This window comes from Microbacterium sp. A93 (assembly GCF_051842835.1).
In genome coordinates, this window is sequence record NZ_JBPXMT010000003.1 from 543,520 (window position 1) to 565,027 (window position 21,508).

A 21,508-nucleotide genomic window follows, 5' to 3' on the forward strand; every position below is an offset into this window, starting at 1 on the left:
CTCCCGGCGGCCCGGGTGGTTCTCCGGTCCGGCGTCGCGGGGACAGGGTGGGTGCATGAGCCGTGCCCCGTTGCTGGTCGTGAGCCTGCTGTCCCTGACTGCCCTGTCGCTGGCCGGCTGCGCCGAGGGGCAGTCCCCTGCTGCCGAGAGCCACGTCCCAGCTCAGGGTTCAGAGCCCGGCATCGGAGAGCGGACCGAACCCACAGCGGAACCGGGCTGGGAGACGGTGGATCCGGGCGACTTCGCGCGGTCGGACGACTCCGGGGTCTACGTGTTCGAATCCCCCACCGGTAATCTGGCCTGTGGCATCGATCCGGAGGGGGCCACCGGGTTCCTGGCCGGATGCCACGCCCGTGACGTGGTGGAGAACCTCCCCTCCTGTGATGACCCCGACGCCAACGGGCCGTGGACGGCCATCACGCGTGACGGAACGGCGGAGGCCGGGTGTCAGCGCGAGGGGGTCTTCTTCGCGTCCGGGGCCCGGACGCTCGAGTACGGGCAGGCCCTGGAGGTCGGCGACGTCCACTGCGAGTCCTCCGAGGACGGCATGGCCTGTTCCCTGGCAGACGGCCCGGGTTTCACCGCGTCCCGTGCGGCGTTCACACCCACGCCATGAGGCGAACTGCCAGGGCCGCTCAGGCCCCGTAGAAGTGCTTCTCGAAGACCTGCCGGGCGTGACGGGTGGACCGGAGGTAGTCCTCCTCCAGCTGGGCGGCCTGGCCGAGCTCGTAGCCGCACCAGCGGGCCACCGCCTCGAGGTCCTGCCGCTTGGTCGGCAGCGTGTCCGAGGGCTTGCCGGACCAGACGATGTTCCCGGCGCGGATCCGGGTGGCCAGATGCCAGGCCCGGTCCAGCACCTCGGCGTCCTCGGCCGGCAGGATCCCCTCGTGGGCGAGGGCCTCCAGGGCGTCCATGCTGGAGGGGGTCCGGAGGGATGCATAGTCCGCCGCATGCTGCAGCTGCAGGGTCTGGATCAGCCATTCGACATCCGTCAGCCCGCCGCGGCCCAGTTTCAGATGCCGGGCCGGATCGGCGCCGCGGGGCAGCCGTTCGGCCTCCACCCGGGCCTTGATCCGCCGGATCTCCCGGATGGAGGCCGCCCCGGGGTCTCCCGCGTAGCGCACGGAGTCCGCCCAGGCGGTGAACTCCTCGGCCAGGTCCGCGCTGCCGGCCACTGGGCGAGCCTTCAGGAGGGCCTGGACCTCCCAGATCTCAGCCCAGCGGCGGTAGTACTCCCGGTAGGAGTCCAGCGACCGGACGAGCGGTCCCTTCTTGCCCTCCGGCCTGAGGTCCGCATCCATCACCAGCGGCCGTTCACCCAGCACCGGAGGCCTGCACGGTTTCGTCAGCAACGAGGTGACCAGCTTGGACAGGTCCACGGCCTGACGTTGGGCCGCATCCACGTCTGCTCCCGTCCGGGGCCGGTGCACGAACAGCACGTCCAGGTCGGAGCCGTAGCCGATCTCCCGCCCGCCCTGGCGTCCCATGGCCACCACCAGGACGTCCGTCAGCTCCTCGGCGCGGCCCGCCTCACCGGCTCCGCCCGGGCCCTGCATCCGCTGGTCCGGATGACCGAACAGCGAGTTCTCCGCCACGTGCAAGGCCCCGAGCACGGCGGCGCGGTCCGCATCCGAGAGCGCCCGCCCCACGGCGTCCTGGTCCAGCAGGCCCGCGGCGTCCGCAATGGCCGTGCGCAGGATCTCCCGCTGGCGGATCAACCGGATCTGGCGGATGGCCTCGTCCGGATCGGGGTGCCGCGACATCTTCGCCCGGATCTCCTGCCACTGCGTCTCGAAGGACATCGGCACCAGGTCCCGGTCCCGGCCCAACCACGCGGCCGCCTCCGGAAGGTGCTCCAGCATGTCCGAGATGTAGGAGGACAGGGAGAGGATCTGACAGAGTCGCTCAGCCGCCGCCGAAGAGTCCCGGAGCATGCCCAGGAACCACGGGGAGTTGCCCAGCGATTCCGAGAGCCGCCGGAAACCGAGCAGGCCGCCGTCGGGGTTGGGGCCGCTGGCCAGCCAGCCGAGCATCACCGGCAGCAGCTGGCGCTGCAGCGCAGAACGGCGGGAGACACCGGCGGTGAGCGCCTCGATGTGCTGGATCGCCCCGGCCGGATCGAGGTAGCCCAGGGCGGCGAGTCGCTGGCGGACCGCCTCCGGGGTCAGCCTCGCCTCATCCGCGGAGAGCGCGGCGGTGGTGGACAGCAGCGGGCGGTAGAAGATCCTCTCATGCAGCGAGCGGACCGTCTTGCGGGTGCGCTTCCACAGGGAGGTCAGCCCGGCGGCGTCCGAGGGGCCGAGCTCACCGGGGCCTTTCGCCGCCCGCGCCAGGACCCAGAGTGCCTGGGACGTGTCCGGCATGAGGTGGGTGCGCCGCAGGTGGACGAGCTGGATGCGGTGTTCCAGCAGCCGCAGGTACCGGTAGGCGGCCGAGAGGGTCTCGGCGTCCTTCCTCCCGATGAAGGACCGTTCCTCCAGGGCGCGGATCGCCCGAAGCGTGTTCCTCACCCGCACGGATTCCTCGGTCTTGCCGTGCACCAGTTGCAGCAGCTGGACGGTGAACTCCACGTCCCGCAGTCCGCCGGCCCCGAGCTTGATCTCCCGGTCCCGGTTCTGGTGGGCGATGTTCGCCAGGACCCGCCCGCGCATCTCCTGCACGGAGGCGACGAATCCCTCCCGCTCCGAACTGGTCCACACCAGGGGCCAGATGGTCTCGATGTACTCCGTGCCCAGGTCCGGATCGCCGGCGATGGGACGGGCCTTGAGCAGCGCCTGGAACTCCCAGGTGTGCGCCCAGCGCCGGTAGTACTCGGCGTGGGATTCCACCGTCCGGGACAATGCCCCGTCCTTGCCCTCCGGGCGCAGGTTGGCATCGATCTCCCACAACCCCTGTTCGGGTGCGGCGGCCGTGGCGTACTTCGAGATCCCCGAGGCCAGCGCGGAGGCGATCGACGCCGCCCGGTGGTCGTCTCCGAGGACGGAGTCGTGGACGAAGATGACGTCCACATCCGAGATGTAGTTCAGCTCCCGCGCCCCGCACTTGCCCATCCCGATGACGGACAGTCCCACCCGGTCGGTGTCCGGGCCGAACTGCTCGACGGCGTCCGCACGGGAGGCGGCCAGGCCCGCCTCGATCGCGGCGCCGGCCAGATCGGCCAACCAGGCGGACACCGCCGGCTCAGCCGCCCGCGGATCTGCGGCGGTCACGTCTCGGATGGCCAGCGCCGTGAGTTGGCGGCGGTAGGCGATCCGCAGCGCCGCGGCGGCCTCCTTGCCCCGCAGGGTGGCCACGGGGCGGGCTGCGGAGGGATCCGCGCCGACAGATTCCAACAGCAGCGAACGCAGGGGCGAGGAATCCGCTGCCAGTCCCCCCGGTCCGAGCACGGGGGCGGTGGCGGCGGCCGCGTCCGGATCGGTGAGCAGGTCCACGTGGTCCGGTCGGCGGATGAGGAACTCGCCCAGGGCCTCCGAGGTGCCCAGCAGGCGGGCCAGGGCGAGGGAGCCGTGGGCATCCCCGAGCACCCGGGCCACGGCGGGGGCCCGTTCCAGCAGCCGGATGAGCAGGATCAGCGCCTGGTCGGGGTCCGGTGCATGGGCCAGGGCCTCGACCAGACCGTCCCGGTCCAGGGCGTCGAGCTCAGGGGAGGCCAGGAGCTCGCGGGCCCTGGACCAGTCCGCGAAGCCGGCGCTGACGAGTGTCTTCCGCCCGGGACCGGCCTGATCCGCTGTGGAGGTCATGCCGCCTCAGAGGATGCCGAGGTTACGCTGCAGCTCGAACGGCGTGACCTCGACCCGGTACTCGTCCCACTCCTGGCGCTTGTTCCTCAGGAAGTTCTCGAAGACCGTCTCCCCCAGCACCTCCGCCACGAACTCGGACTCCTCCATGGCCCGCAGGGCGTCGTGGAGGGTTCCCGGCAGGGAATGATGGCCCAGCGCCCGGCGCTCCATGGAGGTCAGCGCGCTGATGTCCTCGGCGGCGGCCTCGGGCAGCTCGTACTCCTCCTCGATCCCCTTCAGCCCCGCGGCCAGGAGCACCGCGTAGGTCAGGTAGGGGTTGGCCGAGGCGTCGATCCCGCGGTATTCCACCCGGGCGGACCCGGCCTTGTCCGGCTTGTACAGGGGCACCCGGACCAGCGCCGAGCGGTTGTTGTGCCCCCAGGACACGTACGAGGGGGCCTCTCCCCCGCCCCAGAGGCGCTTGTAGGAGTTCACGAACTGGTTCGTGATGGCGGTGACCTCCACGCTGTGGTGCAGCAGCCCGGCGATGAACCGGCGGCCCGTCGTGGAGAGGTGGAACTCCGCACTGGGCTCGAAGAAGGCGTTCGAGTCCCCCTCGAACAGGGAGAAGTGGGTGTGCATGCCGGAGCCGGCATGCTGACCGAACGGCTTGGGCATGAAGGTGGCGTAGTTGCCCTGGAGCTGGGCCACCTCCTTGATGACCGTCCGGAAGGTCATGATGTTGTCCGCCGTCTGCAGGGCGTCCGCGTACCGCAGGTCGATCTCGTTCTGGCCCGGGCCGGACTCATGGTGGCTGAACTCCACCGAGATGCCGATGGCCTCCAGCATGTTGACGGCGTGCCGACGGAAGTCCGTGGCCACGCCGCCGGGCTCGTGGTCGAAGTAGCCGGCCTGATCCACGGGGATCGGCTGGCCGTCAGGCCCCAGGTCCTTGGACTTCAGCAGGTAGAACTCGATCTCGGGGTGCGTGTAGAACGTGAAGCCCATCTCCGCGGCCCGGGACAGCTGGCGCCGCAAGACCTGGCGGGGATCGGCCGCGGAGGGTTCACCGTCCGGGGTGAGCACGTCGCAGAACATCCGGGAGGTCGGTTCCTCCTCGCCACGCCACGGCAGGATCTGGAACGTCGAGGGATCGGGCTGCAGCAGCATGTCGGATTCGAAGATGCGGGTGTACCCGTCGATCGAGGACCCGTCGAACCCCAACCCCTCGGCAAAGGCCCCCTCGACTTCTGCCGGAGCCAGCGCCACGGACTTCAGGGTCCCGGTGACGTCGGTGAACCACAGTCGGACGAAGCGCACGTCCCGGTCCTCGATGGTCCTGAGGACAAACTCCTGTTGGCGATCCATGGTCTCTGGCGGCCTCCTGTTGGAACGTCTGGGCAACCGCATCGGAACTCGGCACCACCTGCGGTTGGCTCCACTGTAGTGCGACCGGCCCGGTCAGGGCTCCCGACGGGCCGCTAGACTGCGGCCATGGCTGAGAATGAAATCGCGCCCTACGCCGCCCCCGCCCCGGCCCGTTACCGCACCGTGCACCTGCAGCAGGCCAAGGACGAGGGCCGGAGGTTCGCCATGCTGACCGCCTACGATTTCCAGATGGCCCAGATCTTCGATGAGGCCGGCCTCGAGACCATCCTCGTGGGCGACTCGGCGGCCAACAACGTGATGGGTCACGCCACCACCCTGCCGATCACCATGGACGAGATGATCGTCTTCGCCGGCTCCGTGGTCCGCGGGACCCGCCGGGCCATGGTGCTGGCCGATCTGCCGTTCGGCTCCTACGAGCTCTCCGCCCAGCAGGCGACCGAGAGTGCCATCCGGCTGGTCAAGGAGGCCGGGGTGCACGCCGTGAAGATGGAGGGCGGGGAACGCTACGCCGAGCACGTGGGGATGATGACGGATGCCGGGGTACCCGTGATGGCGCACATCGGCTTCACCCCCCAATCGGAGAACGTCCTGGGCGGCTACCGCGTCCAGGGCCGTGGCGGTGACGCGGCCGAGTCCATGATCCACGAGGCCACCGTCCTCCAGGATGCCGGGGCCTTCGCGGTCCTGATGGAGATGGTCCCCGCCGACATCGCCCGCCGGGTGGATGAGGCCCTGCACGTGCCCACCGTGGGGATCGGCGCCGGGGGCGCCACCACGGGACAGGTCCTGGTGTGGCAGGACATGCTGGGGCTGCGGGCGGGGAAGATGCCGCGTTTCGTCAAGCAGTACGCCGATCTGCGCAGCGAGGTGTCCCAGGCCGTCACCGCCTACCGACGCGATGTCCTCGAGGGGACCTTCCCCGCCCCGGAGCACGGCTTCGAGTCCTGAGCCGGCAGCTCAGTCGTTGGCGTCCTCGTCGGCCTCGTCCCAGCGCTCGTTGTTGGCCTGGACCTGGGCGATCGCCTGTTCGGCCTCCACCCGGGAGGCATAGGGACCCAGCAGCTTCGACCAATCCGACTGCGGGCCCTCCTCGACCTGGTGGCTGATGACGTTGTACCAGTATTCGCTCATGGGCCCACCCTAACGGGAGGGGCCCACTGCGGCGATAGGATCGGACTATGTCCCAGAACGTCCAGCAGCAGTCCACCGTCCGTCCCACCAGCCACAACGGGCCGACCCCCGAAGGCCCGTCCCGCGGCGAGCCCGGCTCGAAGGCACCGCTGGGCACCCTGGTGCCGGGCGTCGTCGCCCCCCAGCTGTCGGTCCCCGCCCACATTCAGCGTCCGGAGTATGTCGGCCGGGCCACGGCCGATGAGGGCAACGGCTCTGATTTCTATGATGCCGAAGGCATCGAGAAGATCCGGGCGGCAGGGCGCATCGCGGCCCAGGCCATGGAGGAGGCGGCCCGGCACATCGCACCGGGCGTCACGACGGCGACCCTGGACCGGATCGCCCACGAGTTCATCTGCGACCACGGGGCGTACCCGTCCTGCCTGGGCTACAAGGGCTTCCCCAAGGCCATCTGCACCTCGCTGAACGAGGTGATCTGCCACGGCATCCCGGATGACACGGTCCTCGAGGACGGGGACATCATCAACCTGGACATCACCGCCTATCTGGACGGCCACCACGGCGACCACAACATGACCTACCTGGTCGGCACGGTGGACGAGGAGTCCCGCCTGCTGGTGGAACGCACCCACGAGGCCATGATGCGCGGGATCAAGGCGGTCAAGCCGGGGCGCGAGATCAACGTGATCGGCCGCGCGATCGAGTCCTACGCCAAGCGGTTCGGCTACGGCGTGGTCCGCGACTTCATCGGTCACGGCGTGGGCCGCGAGTTCCACTCCGGCCTGGTCATCCCGCACTACGACGCCGCGCCCGCGCACAACACGGTGATGGCCCCCGGCATGGTCTTCACGATCGAGCCGATGATCACCCTTGGCACCATCCGGTGGGACATGTGGGACGACGACTGGACCGTGGTGACGCGGGACCGCAAACGCACCGCCCAGTTCGAACACACCTTGGTGGTCACCGACGACGGCGCCGAGATCCTGACGCTGCCCTGATCCCGGCACCGAACCCACCCACCGACCCCATAACCCCGACCCCACACCCCGACCCCAGATCCCCGGAGCGCACCATGGCGAAGAAGACCACCGACCCGGCCACCGGCCTGTTCACGACCATCGGTGTGGACATCGGCGGCACCGGGATGAAGGGCGGGATCGTCCAGCTGGGAGAGGGCCCGAAGACCGGCCGCCTGGTGGGCGACCGCTTCCGCATCCCCACCCCGCAACCGGCCGTCCCCGAGGCCGTGGCCTCCGTGCTGACCGAGATCGTGGGGGAACTGGACCCCCGTCCGGGCGCCCCGTCCCGGACCCTGCCCGTGGGCATCGACTTCCCGGCCGTCATCCACCAGGGGGTCTGTCTGACGGCCACCAACATGGACGCCTCCTGGATCGACACCGACGTGGACGGCTTGTTCTCCGAGGCGTTGAAGCGCCCGGTGTCCACCGTGAACGACGCGGATGCGGCCGGCTTGGCCGAGGTGCGTCATGGCGCCGGCCGGGGCGTACAGGGAACGGTCCTGGTCATCACCCTGGGCACGGGCATCGGGGCTGGGCTGTTCCGAGACGGCGAACTGGTCCCCAACCTCGAGCTCGGCACGATCGAACTCGACGGGGCGGTCGCCGAGACCCGTGCCTCGGCCGCGGCGCGGGAACGGGATGGGTTGGACTGGCCGGCCTACGCCGAACGGCTCCAGCGGTACTTCTCCTACGTGGAGCGCATCTTCTACCCGGACCTGATCATCGTGGGCGGCGGCATCTCCAAGCGACCGGACGACTACCTGCCGCTCCTGGACCTCCGAGCCCCGATCGTCCCGGCCGCGTTGAAGAACAATGCCGGCATCGTGGGGGCCGCACTCTGGGCCACCGACACCTCGGCCGGCGCCGCGACCCGGCAGGCCCTGCTCGGCACCGCCCGGAAGGCCGCCGACCAGGCGATGGCGCAACGGTCGGTGGACGGTGGGATGGATCCGGTCGCGACCGAGAAGCAGTCCGACCAGAAGGCGGACCATCAGGCGGGCAAGAAGACTGACAAGAAGGCTGAGAAGAAGGCGGAGAAGGCTGGGAGGAAAGCGGCCCGGTAGGCCGCCCAGTTGGTAGACCACGCTGGAGTGGTGACCGATGGCGGCTCCGGCTTCCCCTCCGGAGCCGCCATCGGCAGTCTCAATGCCCCGTGGGGCCTTCCGCCTCAGCGGGTGAAGAGCCTCGGCTGCAGGGCTCTGACCGCGGCCTCCGGCTGGTTTCCAGCCGACCGCAGGTCCTCGACGGCACGCGCGAAGTCGTCCAGGGACTCGAACGCCTGGTAGACGGACGCGAACCGCAGGTAGGCCACCTGGTCCAGGCGGCGCAGCGGATCCAGGATCGCCAACCCCACCTCGTGGGCGTCCACCTCGGCATTACCCGTGGCCCGGATGGTCTCCTCGACCTCCTGCGCCAGCATGGCCAGGTCGTCGCTGGTGACCGGCCGGCCCTGACACGCCTTCCGGACGCCGTTGATGACCTTCGACCGCTCGAAGGGTTCTGCCACCCCGGAGCGCTTGACGACCGTCAACGCCGTGGTCTCCATGGTGGTGAAGCGCTTCCCGCAGGACTGGCACTGGCGGCGCCGGCGGATGGCCGAACCGTCATCCAGCGAGCGGGAGTCCACCACCCGGGAGTCCTCGTGCCGACAGAAGGGACAGTGCATCAGTCTCTGACGCTCCCTTCAGCCGATGTGCTCACGGTTCATCATAAACCCACATATGGCGTAATGACAATCGTGTGATTACCAGATGTAGTGGTTGCTCACTCCAGACAGGCCGGGCCCAGCAGCACCTTGAGATCACCGAAGAGCGCGGGGTTCGGGCTGACCCGGAAGTCCGCGCCCAACTGGATGATGTCCTTGGTCCGGGCCTTGGTGAGTTGGAGGCGCACCTCCGTGGTGCCGGGGTGCGTCTTGAGCACGTCGCCCAACGCGGTGACCATGGCCTCGGTGGCCTTGAACTCCGCCATGGTGAGGGAGACCGGACCGGAGTGGCCGTCCGAGAGGTCCGGGATGGTCAGCTCCTGGGCACTCAGGGAGATCGAACCGTCGTCGCGCCGCTGCACCCTGCCCTTGACGGCCACCACGAGGTCCTGGGCCAGCATCGTGGCGATCGGCGCATAGGCCTTGCCGAAGAACATCACGTCCATCGACGCCCCCAGGTCCTCGATCTCCGTCCGCGCATAGGCGTTGCCGGAACTCTTGGCGATGCGCCGCTCGAGGCTGGTGATGAGCCCCGCGATGGTGACCATGGCACCATCGGAGGGGCCGTCGTCGGACAGGATATGCGTGATGGAGATGTCCGCGTGCTGGGCCAGCACACCGTCCAGCCCCTGCAGCGGGTGGTCGGAGACGTAGAGGCCGAGCATCTCGCGTTCGAAGGTGAGCTTGTCGTTCTTGTCCCACTCCGGCATGTCCGGGACCTCGATGCCGAAGCCGGCGTCCCCGGCGTCTCCCCCTTCCTCCTCGAGCAGGGAGAAGAAGTCGAACTGGTTGTTGGCCTCCTGGCGCTTCTGCGCCACCGCCGCGTCCACGGCCTCCTCGTGCACCGCCAGCAACGCCCGGCGGGCGTCACCCAGGGAGTCGAAGCCGCCGGCCTTGATGAGCGACTCGATGGTGCGCTTGTTGCACACCACCGCCGGGACCTTCTTGAAGAAGTCCTGGAAGGAGGCGAAGGCCCCCTTCTCCTCGCGGGCGGCGACCATCCCGGCCACGGCGTTCGAGCCGACGTTGCGGACCGCGCCCATGCCGAAGCGGATGTCCTTGCCGACCGAGGTGAAGTACAGGGAGGACTCGTTGACGTCCGGCGGCAGCACGGAGATGCCCATCCGGCGGCACTCGTTCAGGTACAGGGCCATCTTGTCCTTGTCATCACCCACGGAGGTGAGCAGGGCGGCCATGTACTCGGCCGGGTAGTGGGCCTTTAGGTAGGCGGTCCAGTAGGACACGAGCCCGTAGGCGGCCGAGTGTGCCTTGTTGAAGGCATAGTCGGAGAACGGCAGCAGGATGTCCCAGAGTGCCTTGACGGCGGCCTCCGAGTACCCGTGGTCCACCATGCCCTGGTGGAACCCCGCGTACTGCTTGTCCAGCTCGGACTTCTTCTTCTTGCCCATGGCGCGGCGCAGGATGTCCGCCTGGCCCAGCGAGAATCCGGCGACCTTCTGGGCGATGGCCATGACCTGTTCCTGGTACACGATCAGGCCGTAGGTGGTGCCCAGGATCTCGGCCAGCGGCTCCTCGAGCTCCGGGTGGATCGGGGTGATCTCCTGCTGCCCGTTCTTGCGCAGCGCGTAGTTCGTGTGCGAGTTCGCGCCCATGGGCCCCGGCCGGTAGAGCGCGATGGTGGCCGAGATGTCCTCGAAGTTGTCCGGCTTCATCATCTTCAGCAGCGCCCGCATGGGGCCGCCGTCCAGCTGGAACACGCCCAGGGTGTCGCCCCGGGCCAGCAGTTCGTAGGAGGGCCTGTCATCGAACGTCAGCGATTCCAAGTCCAAGGTGAAGTCCTGGTTCATCTGGATGTTCTCGATGGCATCCGAGATGATCGTCAGGTTCCTCAACCCGAGGAAGTCCATCTTGATCAGCCCGAGCCCCTCGGCGGTGGGGTAGTCGAACTGGGTGATGACCTGCCCGTCCTGGAGGCGGCGCATGATCGGGATGACGTCGATGATCGGCTCGGAGGACATGATCACGCCGGCGGCGTGCACGCCCCACTGCCGCTTCAGCCCCTCCACGCCCTTGGCGGTCTCGAAGACCTTCCCGGCGTCTGGATCGGTGGAGACCAGCTCGCGGAACTCCCCGGCCTCGCCGTAGCGGGAGGACTTCTTGTCCTCGATCTCGTTGAGCGGGATGTCCTTGGCCATCACGGCCGGCGGCAGCGCCTTGGTGAGCGTCTCCCCCATGGAGAACGGGAAGCCCATCACCCGGGCGGAGTCCTTCAGTGCCTGCTTGGTCTTGATGGTGCCGTAGGTGACGATCATGGCCACGCGCTCATCGCCGTACTTCTCGGTGACGTAGTCGATCACCTCGGAGCGGCGGCGATCATCGAAGTCGACGTCGAAGTCAGGCATGGACACGCGGTCCGGGTTCAGGAACCGCTCGAAGATCAGCCCGTGCGCCAGGGGGTCCAACTCGGTGATCTTCAGGGCGTAGGCGACCATGGAGCCGGCGCCCGAGCCACGGCCGGGCCCTACTCGGATGCCGTGGTCCTTGGCCCAGTTGATGAAGTCGGCCACCACCAGGAAGTAGCCGGGGAACCCCATCGAGATGATGACGTCCAGCTCGTAGTCGGCCTGCTTGCGCACGTGGGAGGGGACGCCGTCCGGGTAGCGGAAGGCCAACCCGGTGGCGACCTCCTTGGTCAGCCAGCTCGTCTCGTCCTCGCCCGGCGGGCAGGGGAACTTCGGCATGTAGTTGGCCTGGGTGTCGAAGGACACCTCGCACTGCTCCGCGATCAGCAGCGTGTTGTCACAGGCCTCCGGGAACTCGGAGAACAGGTCCCGCATCTGCCGCGGGGACTTCAGGTAGAACTCGGTGCCGGAGAAGGCGAAGCGCGAGCCGCCCTGGTCATAGGTGGGCTCCAGCAGCGTGGAGCCGGACTGGATGGCCAGCAGCGCCTCGTGCGGCTTGGCGTCATGCTCATGGGTGTAGTGCAGGTCGTTGGTGGCCAGCAACGGCAGGTTCAGGTCCTTGGAGAGCTTGAGCAGGTCGTTCACCACCCGCTTCTCCAGGTCCAGGCCGTGGAACATCAGCTCGCAGTAGAAGTTCTCCTTGCCGAAGATGTCCTGGAACTCGGCCGCGGCCTGGCGTGCCTCGTTGTACTGGCCCAGCCGCAGACGGGTCTGGACCTCCCCCGAGGGGCAGCCCGTGGTGCCGATCAGCCCTTCGGAGTACGTGGAGAGCAGTTCCCGGTCGATCCGCGGCCACTTGGCGTACGCGGCGTCCAGGGAGGCGATGGACCCGGCCCGGAACAGGTTGTGCATGCCCGTGTTGTTCTTGGACAGCAAGGTCATGTGGGTGATGGCGCCGCCGCCCGAGACGTCGTCTCCACGCTGGTTCTGCTCACCCCACCGGACCTTGGTCTTGTCCGTGCGGTGCTGGTGTCCGGGGGCCAGGTAGGCCTCGAGACCGATGATCGGCTTGATGCCGGCGTCGGTGGCCTTCTTCCAGAAGTCGAAGGCCCCGAAGAGGTAGCCGTGGTCCGTGATGGCGATGGAGTCCATGCCAAGCCGCTCGGTCTCGTCGAACAACTCGGTCAGCTTGGCCGCGCCGTCCAGCATGGAATATTCCGTGTGGGTGTGGAGGTGGGCGAATCCGCCGTCCTTGGCTGCGTCCCGGGTACTCTGCGCTGTGGCGGTCATGCTCTGTTCTTCCCTACTGCTCGTTCTGCCGGTCAACCACCCTAGTCACTCGCCGCGCAACACGCCCAGCGCATAGACCAGGTCCTGCGGGTAGGGGCTCTCGTAGTGCACCCACTGCCCGGTGACCGGGTGGGGGAAGCCGAGGCGGTGGGCGTGCAGCCACTGCCGCGTCAGTCCGAGTTCGGCCGCCAGCCTCGGGTCGGCACCGTAGGTCAGGTCCCCGGCACAGGGGTGGCGCAGGGCGGAGAAGTGCACGCGGATCTGGTGCGTCCGCCCGGTCTCCAAGGTGACCTCCACCAGGGTCGCCCGGCCGAAGGCCTCCAGCGTCTGGTAATGGGTCACGGAGTTGCGGCCGCCGTCCAGGACCGCGAACCTCCAGTCGTGTCCCGGGTGACGGCCGATCGGCGCGTCGATGGTCCCGTTCAGTGGATCCGGCAGGCCCTGCACCACGGCGTGGTAGGTCTTCTGCGGGGTCCGGTCCCGGAAGGCGTCCTTAAGCGCGGTGTAGGCCCGTTCGGACTTGGCCACCACCATGATGCCGGAGGTCCCCACGTCCAGACGGTGCACGATCCCCTGCCGTTCGGCGGCGCCCGAGGTGGAGATCCGGTAGCCGGCGCCGGCCAGTCCCCCGACCACGGTGGGCCCGACCCACCCCGGTGACGGGTGCGCCGCCACCCCAACCGGTTTGTCCACGACTACGTAGTCCGGCTCATCGGCCAGGATTCTCAGGTCCTCCACGATCTCCACCTTCACGTCCAGCGGGTTGGGTTCCTCGGGGATGTCGACCACGAGTTCCGTGCCGGCCGCCACCCTTGCGGACTTCGCCACGGGCCGCCCGGGTGAGAGTGCGCCGGCCGGTCGCTGGCTCACCTGTCCCGCCGCACACCACGCCGCGGCCTTGGTACGGGAGACGCCGAGGGCGGTCGCCACCACGGCGTCCACTCGCCGGCCCAGGTCCGGGGGCTGGGGTACGACGACGGCCAGGCCGGGTTCAGGAGTCGAGGTCACGGCCCTGCCCGGTGGCTTGTCCGGCGGTCCTCTCCGTCACCTCTCGGGTGCCGTCGAGCCGGTATCCGGTGAACATGAGCAGCACGATGCCGCTCATGGAGCAGACGATCAGCGAGTCCGCGATGTTGAAGATGGCGAAGTTCGGCAGCGCGATGAAGTCCACCACGTGTCCCACGCCGAAGCCGGGCGGGCGGAAGAGCCGGTCCGTGAGGTTCCCGAGGACGCCGCCGAGGAGTCCGCCCAGGGCCACGGCCCAGACGGCGGAGCGGACCCGGAAGAGCAGGACCACCACGAAGATCCCGACGGCCGCCTGGATGATGGTGAAGACCCAGGTGTGTTCCTCGCCGATGGAGAAGGCCGCACCGGGGTTGCGGATGAAGTGCCAGCGCAGCACCGGCGCCAGGACATCCGTGATCTGCCCCTCCGTCATGGTGGTCTCCACCCAGCGCTTGGTCAGCTGGTCCGCGATGTATCCCACCGCGAACACCAGTCCGGCGATCCACGCCCGATGCCGTCTGCGTGCCGGACGGGGACCCGCGGGCTGCGCGTCGGGTCGGCTGGGCTCGGTAGGGATCACGCAGGCAGTCCTTCGGTGCAGTCCGGCTCCGGGCCGGGGTCGGTGGTAACAGCCCGGGCCGGCCATGGTGTCTCACCATGGCCGGCCCGGTTCTGTGATCGTGGGGTGTCGCGCGGCCCGCAGGCCGGTAACGATCAGTGCGAGGCGGTGGCCTCGTCCTGGATCGGACCCTGGTTCTGCAGGTCACGCAGCTGACCCTCGATGTAGGCCTTCAGACGGGCGCGGTAGTCACGCTCGAAGCCCTTGAGCTGCTCAACCTTGCGCTCGAGCACCGACTTCTTCTCCTCGAGCTCCGCCAGGGTCTTGCGGGACTTCTCCTGGGCGTCGTTGACCAGCCCGGTGGCCTCGCTCTCGGCCTCCTGGATGATGTGTTCCCGCTTGGTCTGACCCTCAGCCACATAGTCGTCATGCAGCTTCTGTGCCATGGCCAGCACACCGGCGGCCGAGGTGGCGGTGGCGCCGTGGGCGGCTCCGGGCTCCGGCGCGCCGGTTGCAGCCGGCTGGGTGACGGGCTGGGCCCCGGTGGCCGCTGCGGCCGGCGCGGGCTCGGTCACGACCGGCTCGGACTTCGCGGCCGGGACGGTGGTTCCAGCGGCGGTGGCCGGGGCCTGATCCGCCTCCTCCTCGTCCACGGGGGCCTCGGTGACGGAAGCAGACTCAGCGTCAGCCGCCACCGTCACGTCCTCCTGCGAGGCCGTGGACGGATCCCCGGAACCGTCGGCGGACACGGGTGCCGGGACGGCGGACTGACCGGTCTCACCGGACTGCAGCTCCGAGACCTTGCGGCGCAGTTCGTCGTTCTCCTGGTTCAGGCGACGCAGCTCGACCACGATTTCGTCGAGGAAATCGTCCACCTCGTCCTGATCGTAGCCTTCACGGAACTTGGTCGGCTGGAACCGCTTGTTGACAACATCTTCCGGCGTCAGAGCCATGTGGTCACCCCAATACGTATTCGATCTGCCCTTGACGGGCAACGGTCTTCTTTATGGCTCGGACCGGCCGAACGGCAGGCCCGGACCACACTGGTGATCAGGCTACCATCAGCCCAACGCGCCGACGGCAAGGGCCGCGACCACGGACTTGAGCAGAACGACCACGACGAACAGGATGAGGAACGCCACGTCGATGCCGATCCCCCCGAGGTTCACGGGGGGGATCTTGGAACGCAGCCACCGCAGGGGTGGGTCGGTGACGGTGTAGACGGTGGAGGCCACCATCAGCAGGATCCCCTGGGGGCGCCACGAGCGGGCGAAGGACTGCACCACATCGAAGACGATCCGGATCAGCAGCAGGAACTGGACCAGGGCCAGCACGAGGTAGATGAGGGAGAAGATCAGGGTCACGGCAGCCTATTCCACACCGGGTCCCGGGCGGGCTCTGCCCCGCCCGTCCGGTATCAGCTCTGGTTGAAGAAGTGCGCCTGGTCCTCGGCGCCCGAGGTGTCCTCGCCCAGGACCTGGACGGTGGCGGGGGTCAGCAGGAACACCTTGTTCGTGACGCGCTCGATGGCGCCGTGGAGCCCGAACACCAGGCCGGCGGAGAAGTCGACCAAGCGCTTGGCATCGGATTCACTCATGTCCGTCACGTTCATGATGACGGGGATGCCCCCGCGGAACGACTCACCGATGAGCTTGGCGTCGTTGTAGGAACGCGGGTGGACGGTGGTGATCTGGCGCACGGCGGAGGCCTCTTCCCGGGACTGGGTGGCCCGCTTGATGGGGGTGACGGGCGCACGGTACTCGCGCTCGGCAGACTGGGGCTGGGCCGCGCGCACCGGTTGGGGGCGCTCGTCTCGCGCCTCGTCCTCCCACTCGCCGGCCGGCTCGTCCGGCTCGGCTGCAGCGTGCCGTTCAGCGCGCTCCTGCCGGCGGTCGTGTTCAGCGACCCGCTGCTCTTCCTCGTACTGCTCATCGCCATCGGCGAGCCCGAGGTAGATCATGGTCTTCTTCAGTGCACCAGCCATCGAAAATCCTCACCGTGTGGAAAGCGCCCGGGGAACTCCCGGCCCTGCGTCATCCGCCTCGAAGCAGACACCTTCGAGGTTAACCCACGTCGGGGCGCGGCCCGAGGACATCGGTTCCGACCCGAAGGTGTGTCGCCCCCGCCGCCACCGCTTCCTCCAGGTCATGGCTCATACCCGCCGAGATCGAGGTGGCCTCCGGGTGCCGGGCCACCAGGGCGGCGGAGATCCCGCGGAGCCGCTGGAAGGCGGGCGCCGGCTCCAGCCCCAGGGGTGCAACGGCCATGAGGCCCCGTAGGTTCAGTCCCTCAGCACCGGCGATCTGCTCCGCCAGGGCCAGCACCCCGTCCGGCTGCACCCCTCCCCGGGCGCCGATGCCGTCCGGGCGCTCCTGCGGAGGACGGGTATCCAGGTCCACCTGGATGAGACAGTCCAGGTCCTGGCGGGCGGGACGTCCGGTCTCCTGGCGACGCGCCTGTTCACGGACCATGGCCGTTGACAGGGCCGTCACGAGCTGCTCCCGATCCACCGAGTGCACTGCGGTGGCGTAACGCACCACGTACTTGGCCTTGTTGGACTGCAGCTGGCCGATGAAATGCCAGTTCAGACCGGAGGCGTCGTCCACCTCGGCTGCCTTGGCACGCGCCTCCTGGTCTCGGTTCTCGCCGACGTCCTGGACGCCGAGCCCGACCAGCCGGCGTACATCTGCGGCCGGGTGGAACTTGGTGACGACCACGAGTCGTGGAGTGGTGGATCGTCCTGCCGCGGAGACGGCCCGGTCGATACGCTGCCGGACCTCCCCGAGCCGGCGCCCGAGTTCGGTCGTACGCTCGTCACCCATCGGTTCCTCCATCCCATCCATTCTCATCATTGACGCCACACCAGTCCCACGAACCGGCCGCGGCCGGGGTCCCGGCGGTGGGAGAACACGCGGTGGTCCTCCCGGGTGCAGACTCCGCTGAGGTGGACCGTGGCACCGAGCCCCGTCAGGACGGAGGCGGCACCGGCGGGCAGGTCCAGCGCCGGGGTACCCCACGAGGTGGTCGAGCCGGCGGCCGGGATCCGGGCGACCCCGTCCGCACGCATCTGCTCGGGCACCTCGTAGCAGCGGCCACAGATGCCGGGACCGATCCACGCCTGCAGGTCTCCGGGGCCGTCGCCCGCGCCGTCCTGCCGCAACCGGTACACCGTGTTCTGCAGCACCCCGTCCAGCAGTCCCTGCCGTCCGGCATGGGCCACGGCCGTGGGGCCGGTGTACTCCCGCTGCCCCTTTCGCCGGGAGACCATCACCACGGGGAGGCAGTCCGCCACCATGATGGCCAGAGGCTCCCGCCCCGAGGCGCTCACGAGCGCGTCGGCCTCTCGCGGTGCCTGGTCCACGTCCCAGCCGCGGCCCAGTGCCGGGACCACCCGCGCCGAATGGACCTGGGTCAGGTACTCGGTGCTGCCGCGTCGGACGCCCATGGCGTCCTCCAGGCCGTACCGCGCCGAGGAGGTGGCAGCGGCCCCTCCAGATCGGCCGCCGGTGACATGGAAGGCGAGGTTGCCGGCGTCGATCCCGGTGAAGGCCACGTTCAGGCCCGGGCCGGGGTCGGTGCGCCACAGGAACGGGGACTCCCCCGCCGGCTGGTTCAGCACGGGAGTGGTCCTGACCGCTACTTCAGGAAGTCCGGCACATCGAGATCATCCCTGCCGTCACGGCCGGGGCCGGAGCCGTCCGGCTCCACCACGGTCGGCAGGTCCTGCTGACCCGACTCGGCCTGGTAGCCCGAGGCCTCGGCGGCAGGTGCGGTCTCCGGACGCGCGGGGACCAGACGGTTCGGCACCGGCTGGTTCGGGATCTGCTGGTTCGGCACCTGCGCACCGCCCTGCTGTGAACCCGGCAGGCTGGCCTGCTGACCCTGCTGGCCCTGCGGCTTCGTACCGGTGTTGAACCCACCGGCCGGGGCCGAGGTCGCGTCCACCTGGTCGAAGCCAGCCGCGATCACGGTGATGCGGGCCTCGTCCCCGAGTGCGTCGTCGATGACCGCACCGAAGATGATGTTCGCCTCCGGGTGCGCCACCTCCTGGACGAGCCGGGCCGCCTCGTTGATCTCGAACAGGCCGAGGTCGGAGCCGCCCTGAATGGACAGCAGCACGCCATGGGCGCCGTCGATGGAGGCCTCCAGCAAGGGCGAGGCGATGGCGAGCTCGGCGGCCTTGACGGCGCGGTCCTCACCCTGTGCCGAGCCGATGCCCATCAGGGCCGAGCCCGCACCCTGCATGACGGACTTCACGTCCGCGAAGTCCAGGTTGATCAGGCCCGGGGTGGTGATCAGGTCGGTGATGCCCTGCACGCCGGACAGCAGCACCTGGTCCGCGGACTTGAAGGCATCCAGCACGGACACATTGCGGTCCGAGATGGACAGCAGACGGTCGTTCGGGATGACGATCAGGGTGTCGACCTCGTCGCGCAGGCCGTCGATGCCGGATTCGGCAGAGCTCGCGCGGCGGCGGCCCTCGAAGGTGAACGGACGGGTCACCACGCCGATGGTCAGCGCACCCAGCGAGCGGGCGATGCGGGCGACGACGGGCGCGCCGCCGGTGCCGGTGCCGCCACCCTCGCCCGCGGTCACGAAGACCATGTCCGCTCCGCGCAGGACCTCCTCGATCTCCTCGGCGTGGTCCTCGGCGGCCTGCCGCCCGACCTCGGGGTTCGCCCCGGCGCCCAGGCCGCGGGTGAGCTCGCGGCCCACGTCCAGCTTGACGTCGGCATCACTCATGAGCAGGGCTTGGGCGTCGGTGTTGATGGCGATGAACTCCACGCCACGCAGTCCGACGTCGATCATGCGGTTGACGGCGTTCACGCCGGCTCCGCCGATGCCGACGACCTTGATGACGGCCAGGTAGTTCTGGGGTGCTGCCACAGTAGATGTCCCTTGCTCGGTTGGCTTAACGTTCAGGTTGAAGGTTAGTGTTATGTCAACCTGTCTTCTGGATCAAACGTTATGGTGCCGGCGGCGATCGTGCAAAGACCCGCCCGGGGTGTGTCGCTTTTCAGCGTGTCACGGGGCGATCCGGGGTGGAGACATCGAACTCCCGCACCGGTGCCTCCTCGTTCTCCGGCACCTTCAACAGGGCCTCCAGGACCTGCGCCTTCCGCGGTCCATGCTCCGGGTTGCCCCACAGCACCGTCCGGCCGTCCGTCAGGGTCAGCGTGACCGAGTCGATCGTCTCGGCCGAGGCCGACTCCATCAGCGTCCGGATCGATTCCGGCAGGGTGCCCAGCACCGAGGTGATGGCATCGAACACCTCCGGGTCCTTCACGTCCTCGGCGCTCGCGACGCTGGGCAGGTGATAGGCGCCCGCCCGGTCCTCCGGCAGGGTCGCCAGCGCCGTGCCGGCGGCCGAATACAGGATGCGGTCCGCGCCGTCGTGGACCATGGCCACCGGTTGGTGCTCCACCACCTCCACGGACAGTCCATGGGGCGGCTCGGCCTGGACCCGGACGGTGTCCACCGCGGGTTCGCCCGCCAGCAGGTCCTCCACGGTCCGTTGGCCGACCTGCGGCAGAGGTCGGTCACGGACCGGCTGCAGCAGTTCGACCGCCCGGCCCTGGGCGAGCAGTTCGGTGCCGGAGACCGTGACGGTGGTGATCGCCAGCACGGGTGAGAAGTACAGGACCGCGCTGAGCACGGCCAGCAGCGTCACCAGTGCGGCCCCGCTGATCCACCACACCCTGCGGTGCCGCCTGCGGGCCTGGCGGTGGGTCTCGGGGAATTCGAGGATGTTGTCGGCGGCGGGGGCACCCTGTTGCTGTTCCGTCTCGGTCATGCACCCTCCGCCCGTTCCGCCAGGGCGTCCAGGATCGCCCGGCCCTGGGCGGTGACGTCGCCGGCCCCCATGGTCAGGATGACGTCGCCGGGCCGTACCGGCTCCAGGAGGGAGGCCACGGCCGCCGCCGCGTCCTGCGGGATGAGCGTGGATCCGGGCAGCGCCGTGCGCACGTGGCGGGCGATGAGGGCGGAGTCCACCCCCGGGATCGGTTCCTCACGGGCGGCGTAGACGGGCAGGACCTGGACGCCGTCCGCCGCGGAGAGCGCCTCGGCGAACCCCTGCGCGAAGTCCCGCGTCCGGGAGAACAGGTGTGGCTGGAACAGGACGTGCAGCCGGTGTTGACCGGCCACCGACCGGCCGGCGGCGATCGCCGCGGCCACCTCAGTCGGGTGGTGGGCGTAGTCGTCGAAGACGCGCACCCCCGCCACCTGACCGCGGTACTCGAAGCGGCGTGCGGTGCCGCGGAAGCCCTCGAGCCCGCGGGCCGCGGCGGCGCCGTCCAGGCCGGCGTGGTGGGCGGCCAGCAGCACGGCCGCGGCGTTGAGCGCATTGTGCAGTCCGGGCACGGCCAGGGTGAGGGCCGTGGTCGTGCCGTCCAGCCAGCGGTAGGTGACCCGTTGGCCGGTACCACCGTCCAGGCCGGACAGCGTGCTGTCCACCAGCACCAGGTCGTCGGCTCGGGTGGGGTCCGATCCGTAGGTGGCCACCCGGGGGGCCGGCGCACCGTCTGTGCGGGCCGCCCGGGCCCAGTCAGCGGCATCGCGCGCGCCGGCATCATCCGCGCAGGCCACCAGGACGCCGTCCCGCGGCAGCAGTCCGATGAAGTCCCGGAACACCTGGGTGACGGCGTCCTCGGACCCGTAGAAGTCCAGGTGGTCCGCCTCCACGTTGGTCAGGACGGCGATCTCGGGGCGGTAGTTCAGCAGGGTGCCGTCCGATTCGTCGGCCTCGGCGATGAACCACTCCCCCGCCCCCGCGGAGGCGTTCGTCCCGAGGCCGGCAACGGCGGCACCCACGGCGAAGGCGGGCTCGGCTCCGGCCTGGGTGAAGGTCATGGCGGCCATGGAGGAGGTGGTGGTCTTGCCGTGGGTGCCGGCGACCGCCAGGACCCGGTGCCCGGTCATGGCGGCGGCCAGCCCTTGGGAGCGGTGGAGGACGGGCAGACCGCGGTCCACCGCCGCGTCATACTCGGGATTGCCCGGCCCGGCGATCGAGGAGGCGATCACGGTGTCCACGGCTCCGCCGCCGTCTTCTGCGAGCCGGTCCAGGTGGTCGGCGTCGTAGCCCACGAAGACCGTGGCCCCCGCAGCCTCGAGTTCACGCATGACCGGCAGGTCCTTGGCATCACTGCCGGAGATGCGGATGCCCCGCTGCTGCATGATCCGCGCGATGCCGGAGACGCCCACTCCACCCAGCCCGAGGAAGTGCACGCGGCCCAGGCGCGCCAGGTCCTCGGCCCCAGCTGCCGCGGCGGTGGCGGACGCGTCCGTCAGGTCCCCTCCGGTCTCGCCGGATCCGGTGTTCTCTG

At 69.3% G+C, this 21,508-nt stretch carries 18 protein-coding genes and 1 pseudogene; 4 read left to right on the forward strand and 15 right to left on the reverse strand.

Annotation, left to right across the window (positions count from 1 at the left end):
• The first annotated feature begins 55 nt into the window (after window positions 1-55).
• Complete coding sequence (locus tag ACSU1G_RS10505; protein ID WP_439279863.1) at window positions 56-616, forward strand: hypothetical protein; 561 nt, start codon at window positions 56-58, stop codon at window positions 614-616.
• A 19-nt stretch (window positions 617-635) separates the two neighbouring features.
• On the opposite strand, the gene ACSU1G_RS10510 is transcribed toward ACSU1G_RS10505, so the two are convergent.
• Both ACSU1G_RS10510 and glnA read right to left on the reverse strand, forming a co-directional pair.
• The gene (locus ACSU1G_RS10510; protein ID WP_439279864.1) at window positions 636-3,740 is read right to left on the reverse strand and encodes a bifunctional [glutamine synthetase] adenylyltransferase/[glutamine synthetase]-adenylyl-L-tyrosine phosphorylase; all 3,105 of its coding nucleotides are present in this window, start codon (window positions 3,738-3,740) and stop codon (window positions 636-638) included.
• 6 nt (window positions 3,741-3,746) lie between these two features.
• A complete protein-coding gene (glnA, locus tag ACSU1G_RS10515) occupies window positions 3,747-5,087 on the reverse strand; it encodes a type I glutamate--ammonia ligase (RefSeq protein ID WP_439279865.1) in 1,341 nt (446 codons plus the stop codon).
• Window positions 5,088-5,213: 126 nt separating this feature from the next.
• Between glnA and panB the strand changes: the two genes are divergently transcribed.
• On the forward strand, window positions 5,214-6,056 hold the full coding sequence (gene panB / locus ACSU1G_RS10520; protein ID WP_439279866.1) for a 3-methyl-2-oxobutanoate hydroxymethyltransferase: 843 nt from the start codon (window positions 5,214-5,216) through the stop codon (window positions 6,054-6,056).
• Window positions 6,057-6,065: 9 nt separating this feature from the next.
• Here the strand turns inward: panB and ACSU1G_RS10525 are convergent, their stop codons facing one another.
• Entirely contained in the window at window positions 6,066-6,239 is a 174-nt protein-coding gene (locus tag ACSU1G_RS10525) for an SPOR domain-containing protein (RefSeq protein ID WP_439279867.1), read from the reverse strand.
• Window positions 6,240-6,286: 47 nt separating this feature from the next.
• On the opposite strand from ACSU1G_RS10525, the gene map reads away from it, so the two are divergent.
• Window positions 6,287-7,240: a type I methionyl aminopeptidase gene (gene map / locus ACSU1G_RS10530; RefSeq protein WP_439279868.1), complete on the forward strand. Its 954-nt coding sequence runs from the start codon at window positions 6,287-6,289 to the stop codon at window positions 7,238-7,240.
• 74 nt (window positions 7,241-7,314) lie between these two features.
• A pseudogene (gene ppgK, locus ACSU1G_RS10535) lies at window positions 7,315-8,100 on the forward strand (polyphosphate--glucose phosphotransferase); the annotation flags it as partial.
• 329 nt (window positions 8,101-8,429) lie between these two features.
• Here ppgK and nrdR read toward each other — a convergent pair.
• From nrdR to murC, 12 genes are all read right to left on the reverse strand, one after another.
• The gene (gene nrdR / locus ACSU1G_RS10540; RefSeq protein ID WP_439279869.1) at window positions 8,430-8,927 is read right to left on the reverse strand and encodes a transcriptional regulator NrdR; all 498 of its coding nucleotides are present in this window, start codon (window positions 8,925-8,927) and stop codon (window positions 8,430-8,432) included.
• Between the two features lie 98 nt (window positions 8,928-9,025).
• Window positions 9,026-12,619 (reverse strand): DNA polymerase III subunit alpha, encoded by a 3,594-nt coding sequence (gene dnaE, locus ACSU1G_RS10545; RefSeq protein ID WP_439279870.1) that lies wholly within the window; start codon window positions 12,617-12,619, stop codon window positions 9,026-9,028.
• 45 nt (window positions 12,620-12,664) lie between these two features.
• The gene (locus tag ACSU1G_RS10550; RefSeq protein WP_439279871.1) at window positions 12,665-13,627 is read right to left on the reverse strand and encodes an RluA family pseudouridine synthase; all 963 of its coding nucleotides are present in this window, start codon (window positions 13,625-13,627) and stop codon (window positions 12,665-12,667) included.
• Window positions 13,611-14,204: a signal peptidase II gene (lspA, locus tag ACSU1G_RS10555; RefSeq protein WP_439279872.1), complete on the reverse strand. Its 594-nt coding sequence runs from the start codon at window positions 14,202-14,204 to the stop codon at window positions 13,611-13,613. The genes ACSU1G_RS10550 and lspA overlap by 17 nt, the downstream gene beginning before the upstream one ends.
• A 134-nt stretch (window positions 14,205-14,338) precedes the next feature.
• Entirely contained in the window at window positions 14,339-15,136 is a 798-nt protein-coding gene (locus ACSU1G_RS10560) for a DivIVA domain-containing protein (RefSeq protein ID WP_439279873.1), read from the reverse strand.
• 108 nt (window positions 15,137-15,244) lie between these two features.
• A complete protein-coding gene (locus ACSU1G_RS10565) occupies window positions 15,245-15,547 on the reverse strand; it encodes a YggT family protein (RefSeq protein WP_439279874.1) in 303 nt (100 codons plus the stop codon).
• A 53-nt stretch (window positions 15,548-15,600) separates the two neighbouring features.
• Window positions 15,601-16,167: a cell division protein SepF gene (locus tag ACSU1G_RS10570; protein WP_439279875.1), complete on the reverse strand. Its 567-nt coding sequence runs from the start codon at window positions 16,165-16,167 to the stop codon at window positions 15,601-15,603.
• 79 nt (window positions 16,168-16,246) lie between these two features.
• The gene (locus tag ACSU1G_RS10575) at window positions 16,247-17,005 is read right to left on the reverse strand and encodes a YggS family pyridoxal phosphate-dependent enzyme (RefSeq protein WP_439279876.1); all 759 of its coding nucleotides are present in this window, start codon (window positions 17,003-17,005) and stop codon (window positions 16,247-16,249) included.
• Window positions 17,006-17,031: 26 nt separating this feature from the next.
• A complete protein-coding gene (locus ACSU1G_RS10580; protein WP_439279877.1) occupies window positions 17,032-17,802 on the reverse strand; it encodes a polyphenol oxidase family protein in 771 nt (256 codons plus the stop codon).
• A 17-nt stretch (window positions 17,803-17,819) separates the two neighbouring features.
• Entirely contained in the window at window positions 17,820-19,070 is a 1,251-nt protein-coding gene (gene ftsZ, locus ACSU1G_RS10585) for a cell division protein FtsZ (protein ID WP_439279878.1), read from the reverse strand.
• Between the two features lie 130 nt (window positions 19,071-19,200).
• The gene (locus ACSU1G_RS10590; protein WP_439279879.1) at window positions 19,201-19,977 is read right to left on the reverse strand and encodes a cell division protein FtsQ/DivIB; all 777 of its coding nucleotides are present in this window, start codon (window positions 19,975-19,977) and stop codon (window positions 19,201-19,203) included.
• Window positions 19,974-21,473, reverse strand: coding sequence for a UDP-N-acetylmuramate--L-alanine ligase (gene murC / locus ACSU1G_RS10595; RefSeq protein ID WP_439279963.1), 1,500 nt, complete (start codon window positions 21,471-21,473; stop codon window positions 19,974-19,976). Before murC ends, ACSU1G_RS10590 begins: the two co-directional genes overlap by 4 nt.
• Window positions 21,474-21,508 lie beyond the last annotated feature (35 nt).

Bases quoted from the DNA above. Each gene is read 5' to 3' on its own strand.
- ACSU1G_RS10505 (WP_439279863.1), top strand. From the start codon at position 56: ATGAGCCGTGCCCCGTTGCTGGTCGTGAGCCTGCTGTCCCTGACTGCC.
- ACSU1G_RS10510 (WP_439279864.1), bottom strand. From the start codon at position 3,740: ATGACCTCCACAGCGGATCAGGCCGGTCCCGGGCGGAAGACACTCGTC.
- glnA (WP_439279865.1), bottom strand. From the start codon at position 5,087: ATGGATCGCCAACAGGAGTTTGTCCTCAGGACCATCGAGGACCGGGAC.
- panB (WP_439279866.1), top strand. From the start codon at position 5,214: ATGGCTGAGAATGAAATCGCGCCCTACGCCGCCCCCGCCCCGGCCCGT.
- ACSU1G_RS10525 (WP_439279867.1), bottom strand. From the start codon at position 6,239: ATGAGCGAATACTGGTACAACGTCATCAGCCACCAGGTCGAGGAGGGC.
- map (WP_439279868.1), top strand. From the start codon at position 6,287: ATGTCCCAGAACGTCCAGCAGCAGTCCACCGTCCGTCCCACCAGCCAC.
- nrdR (WP_439279869.1), bottom strand. From the start codon at position 8,927: ATGCACTGTCCCTTCTGTCGGCACGAGGACTCCCGGGTGGTGGACTCC.
- dnaE (WP_439279870.1), bottom strand. From the start codon at position 12,619: ATGACCGCCACAGCGCAGAGTACCCGGGACGCAGCCAAGGACGGCGGA.
- ACSU1G_RS10560 (WP_439279873.1), bottom strand. From the start codon at position 15,136: ATGGCTCTGACGCCGGAAGATGTTGTCAACAAGCGGTTCCAGCCGACC.
- ACSU1G_RS10570 (WP_439279875.1), bottom strand. From the start codon at position 16,167: ATGGCTGGTGCACTGAAGAAGACCATGATCTACCTCGGGCTCGCCGAT.
- ACSU1G_RS10575 (WP_439279876.1), bottom strand. From the start codon at position 17,005: ATGGGTGACGAGCGTACGACCGAACTCGGGCGCCGGCTCGGGGAGGTC.
- ACSU1G_RS10590 (WP_439279879.1), bottom strand. From the start codon at position 19,977: ATGACCGAGACGGAACAGCAACAGGGTGCCCCCGCCGCCGACAACATC.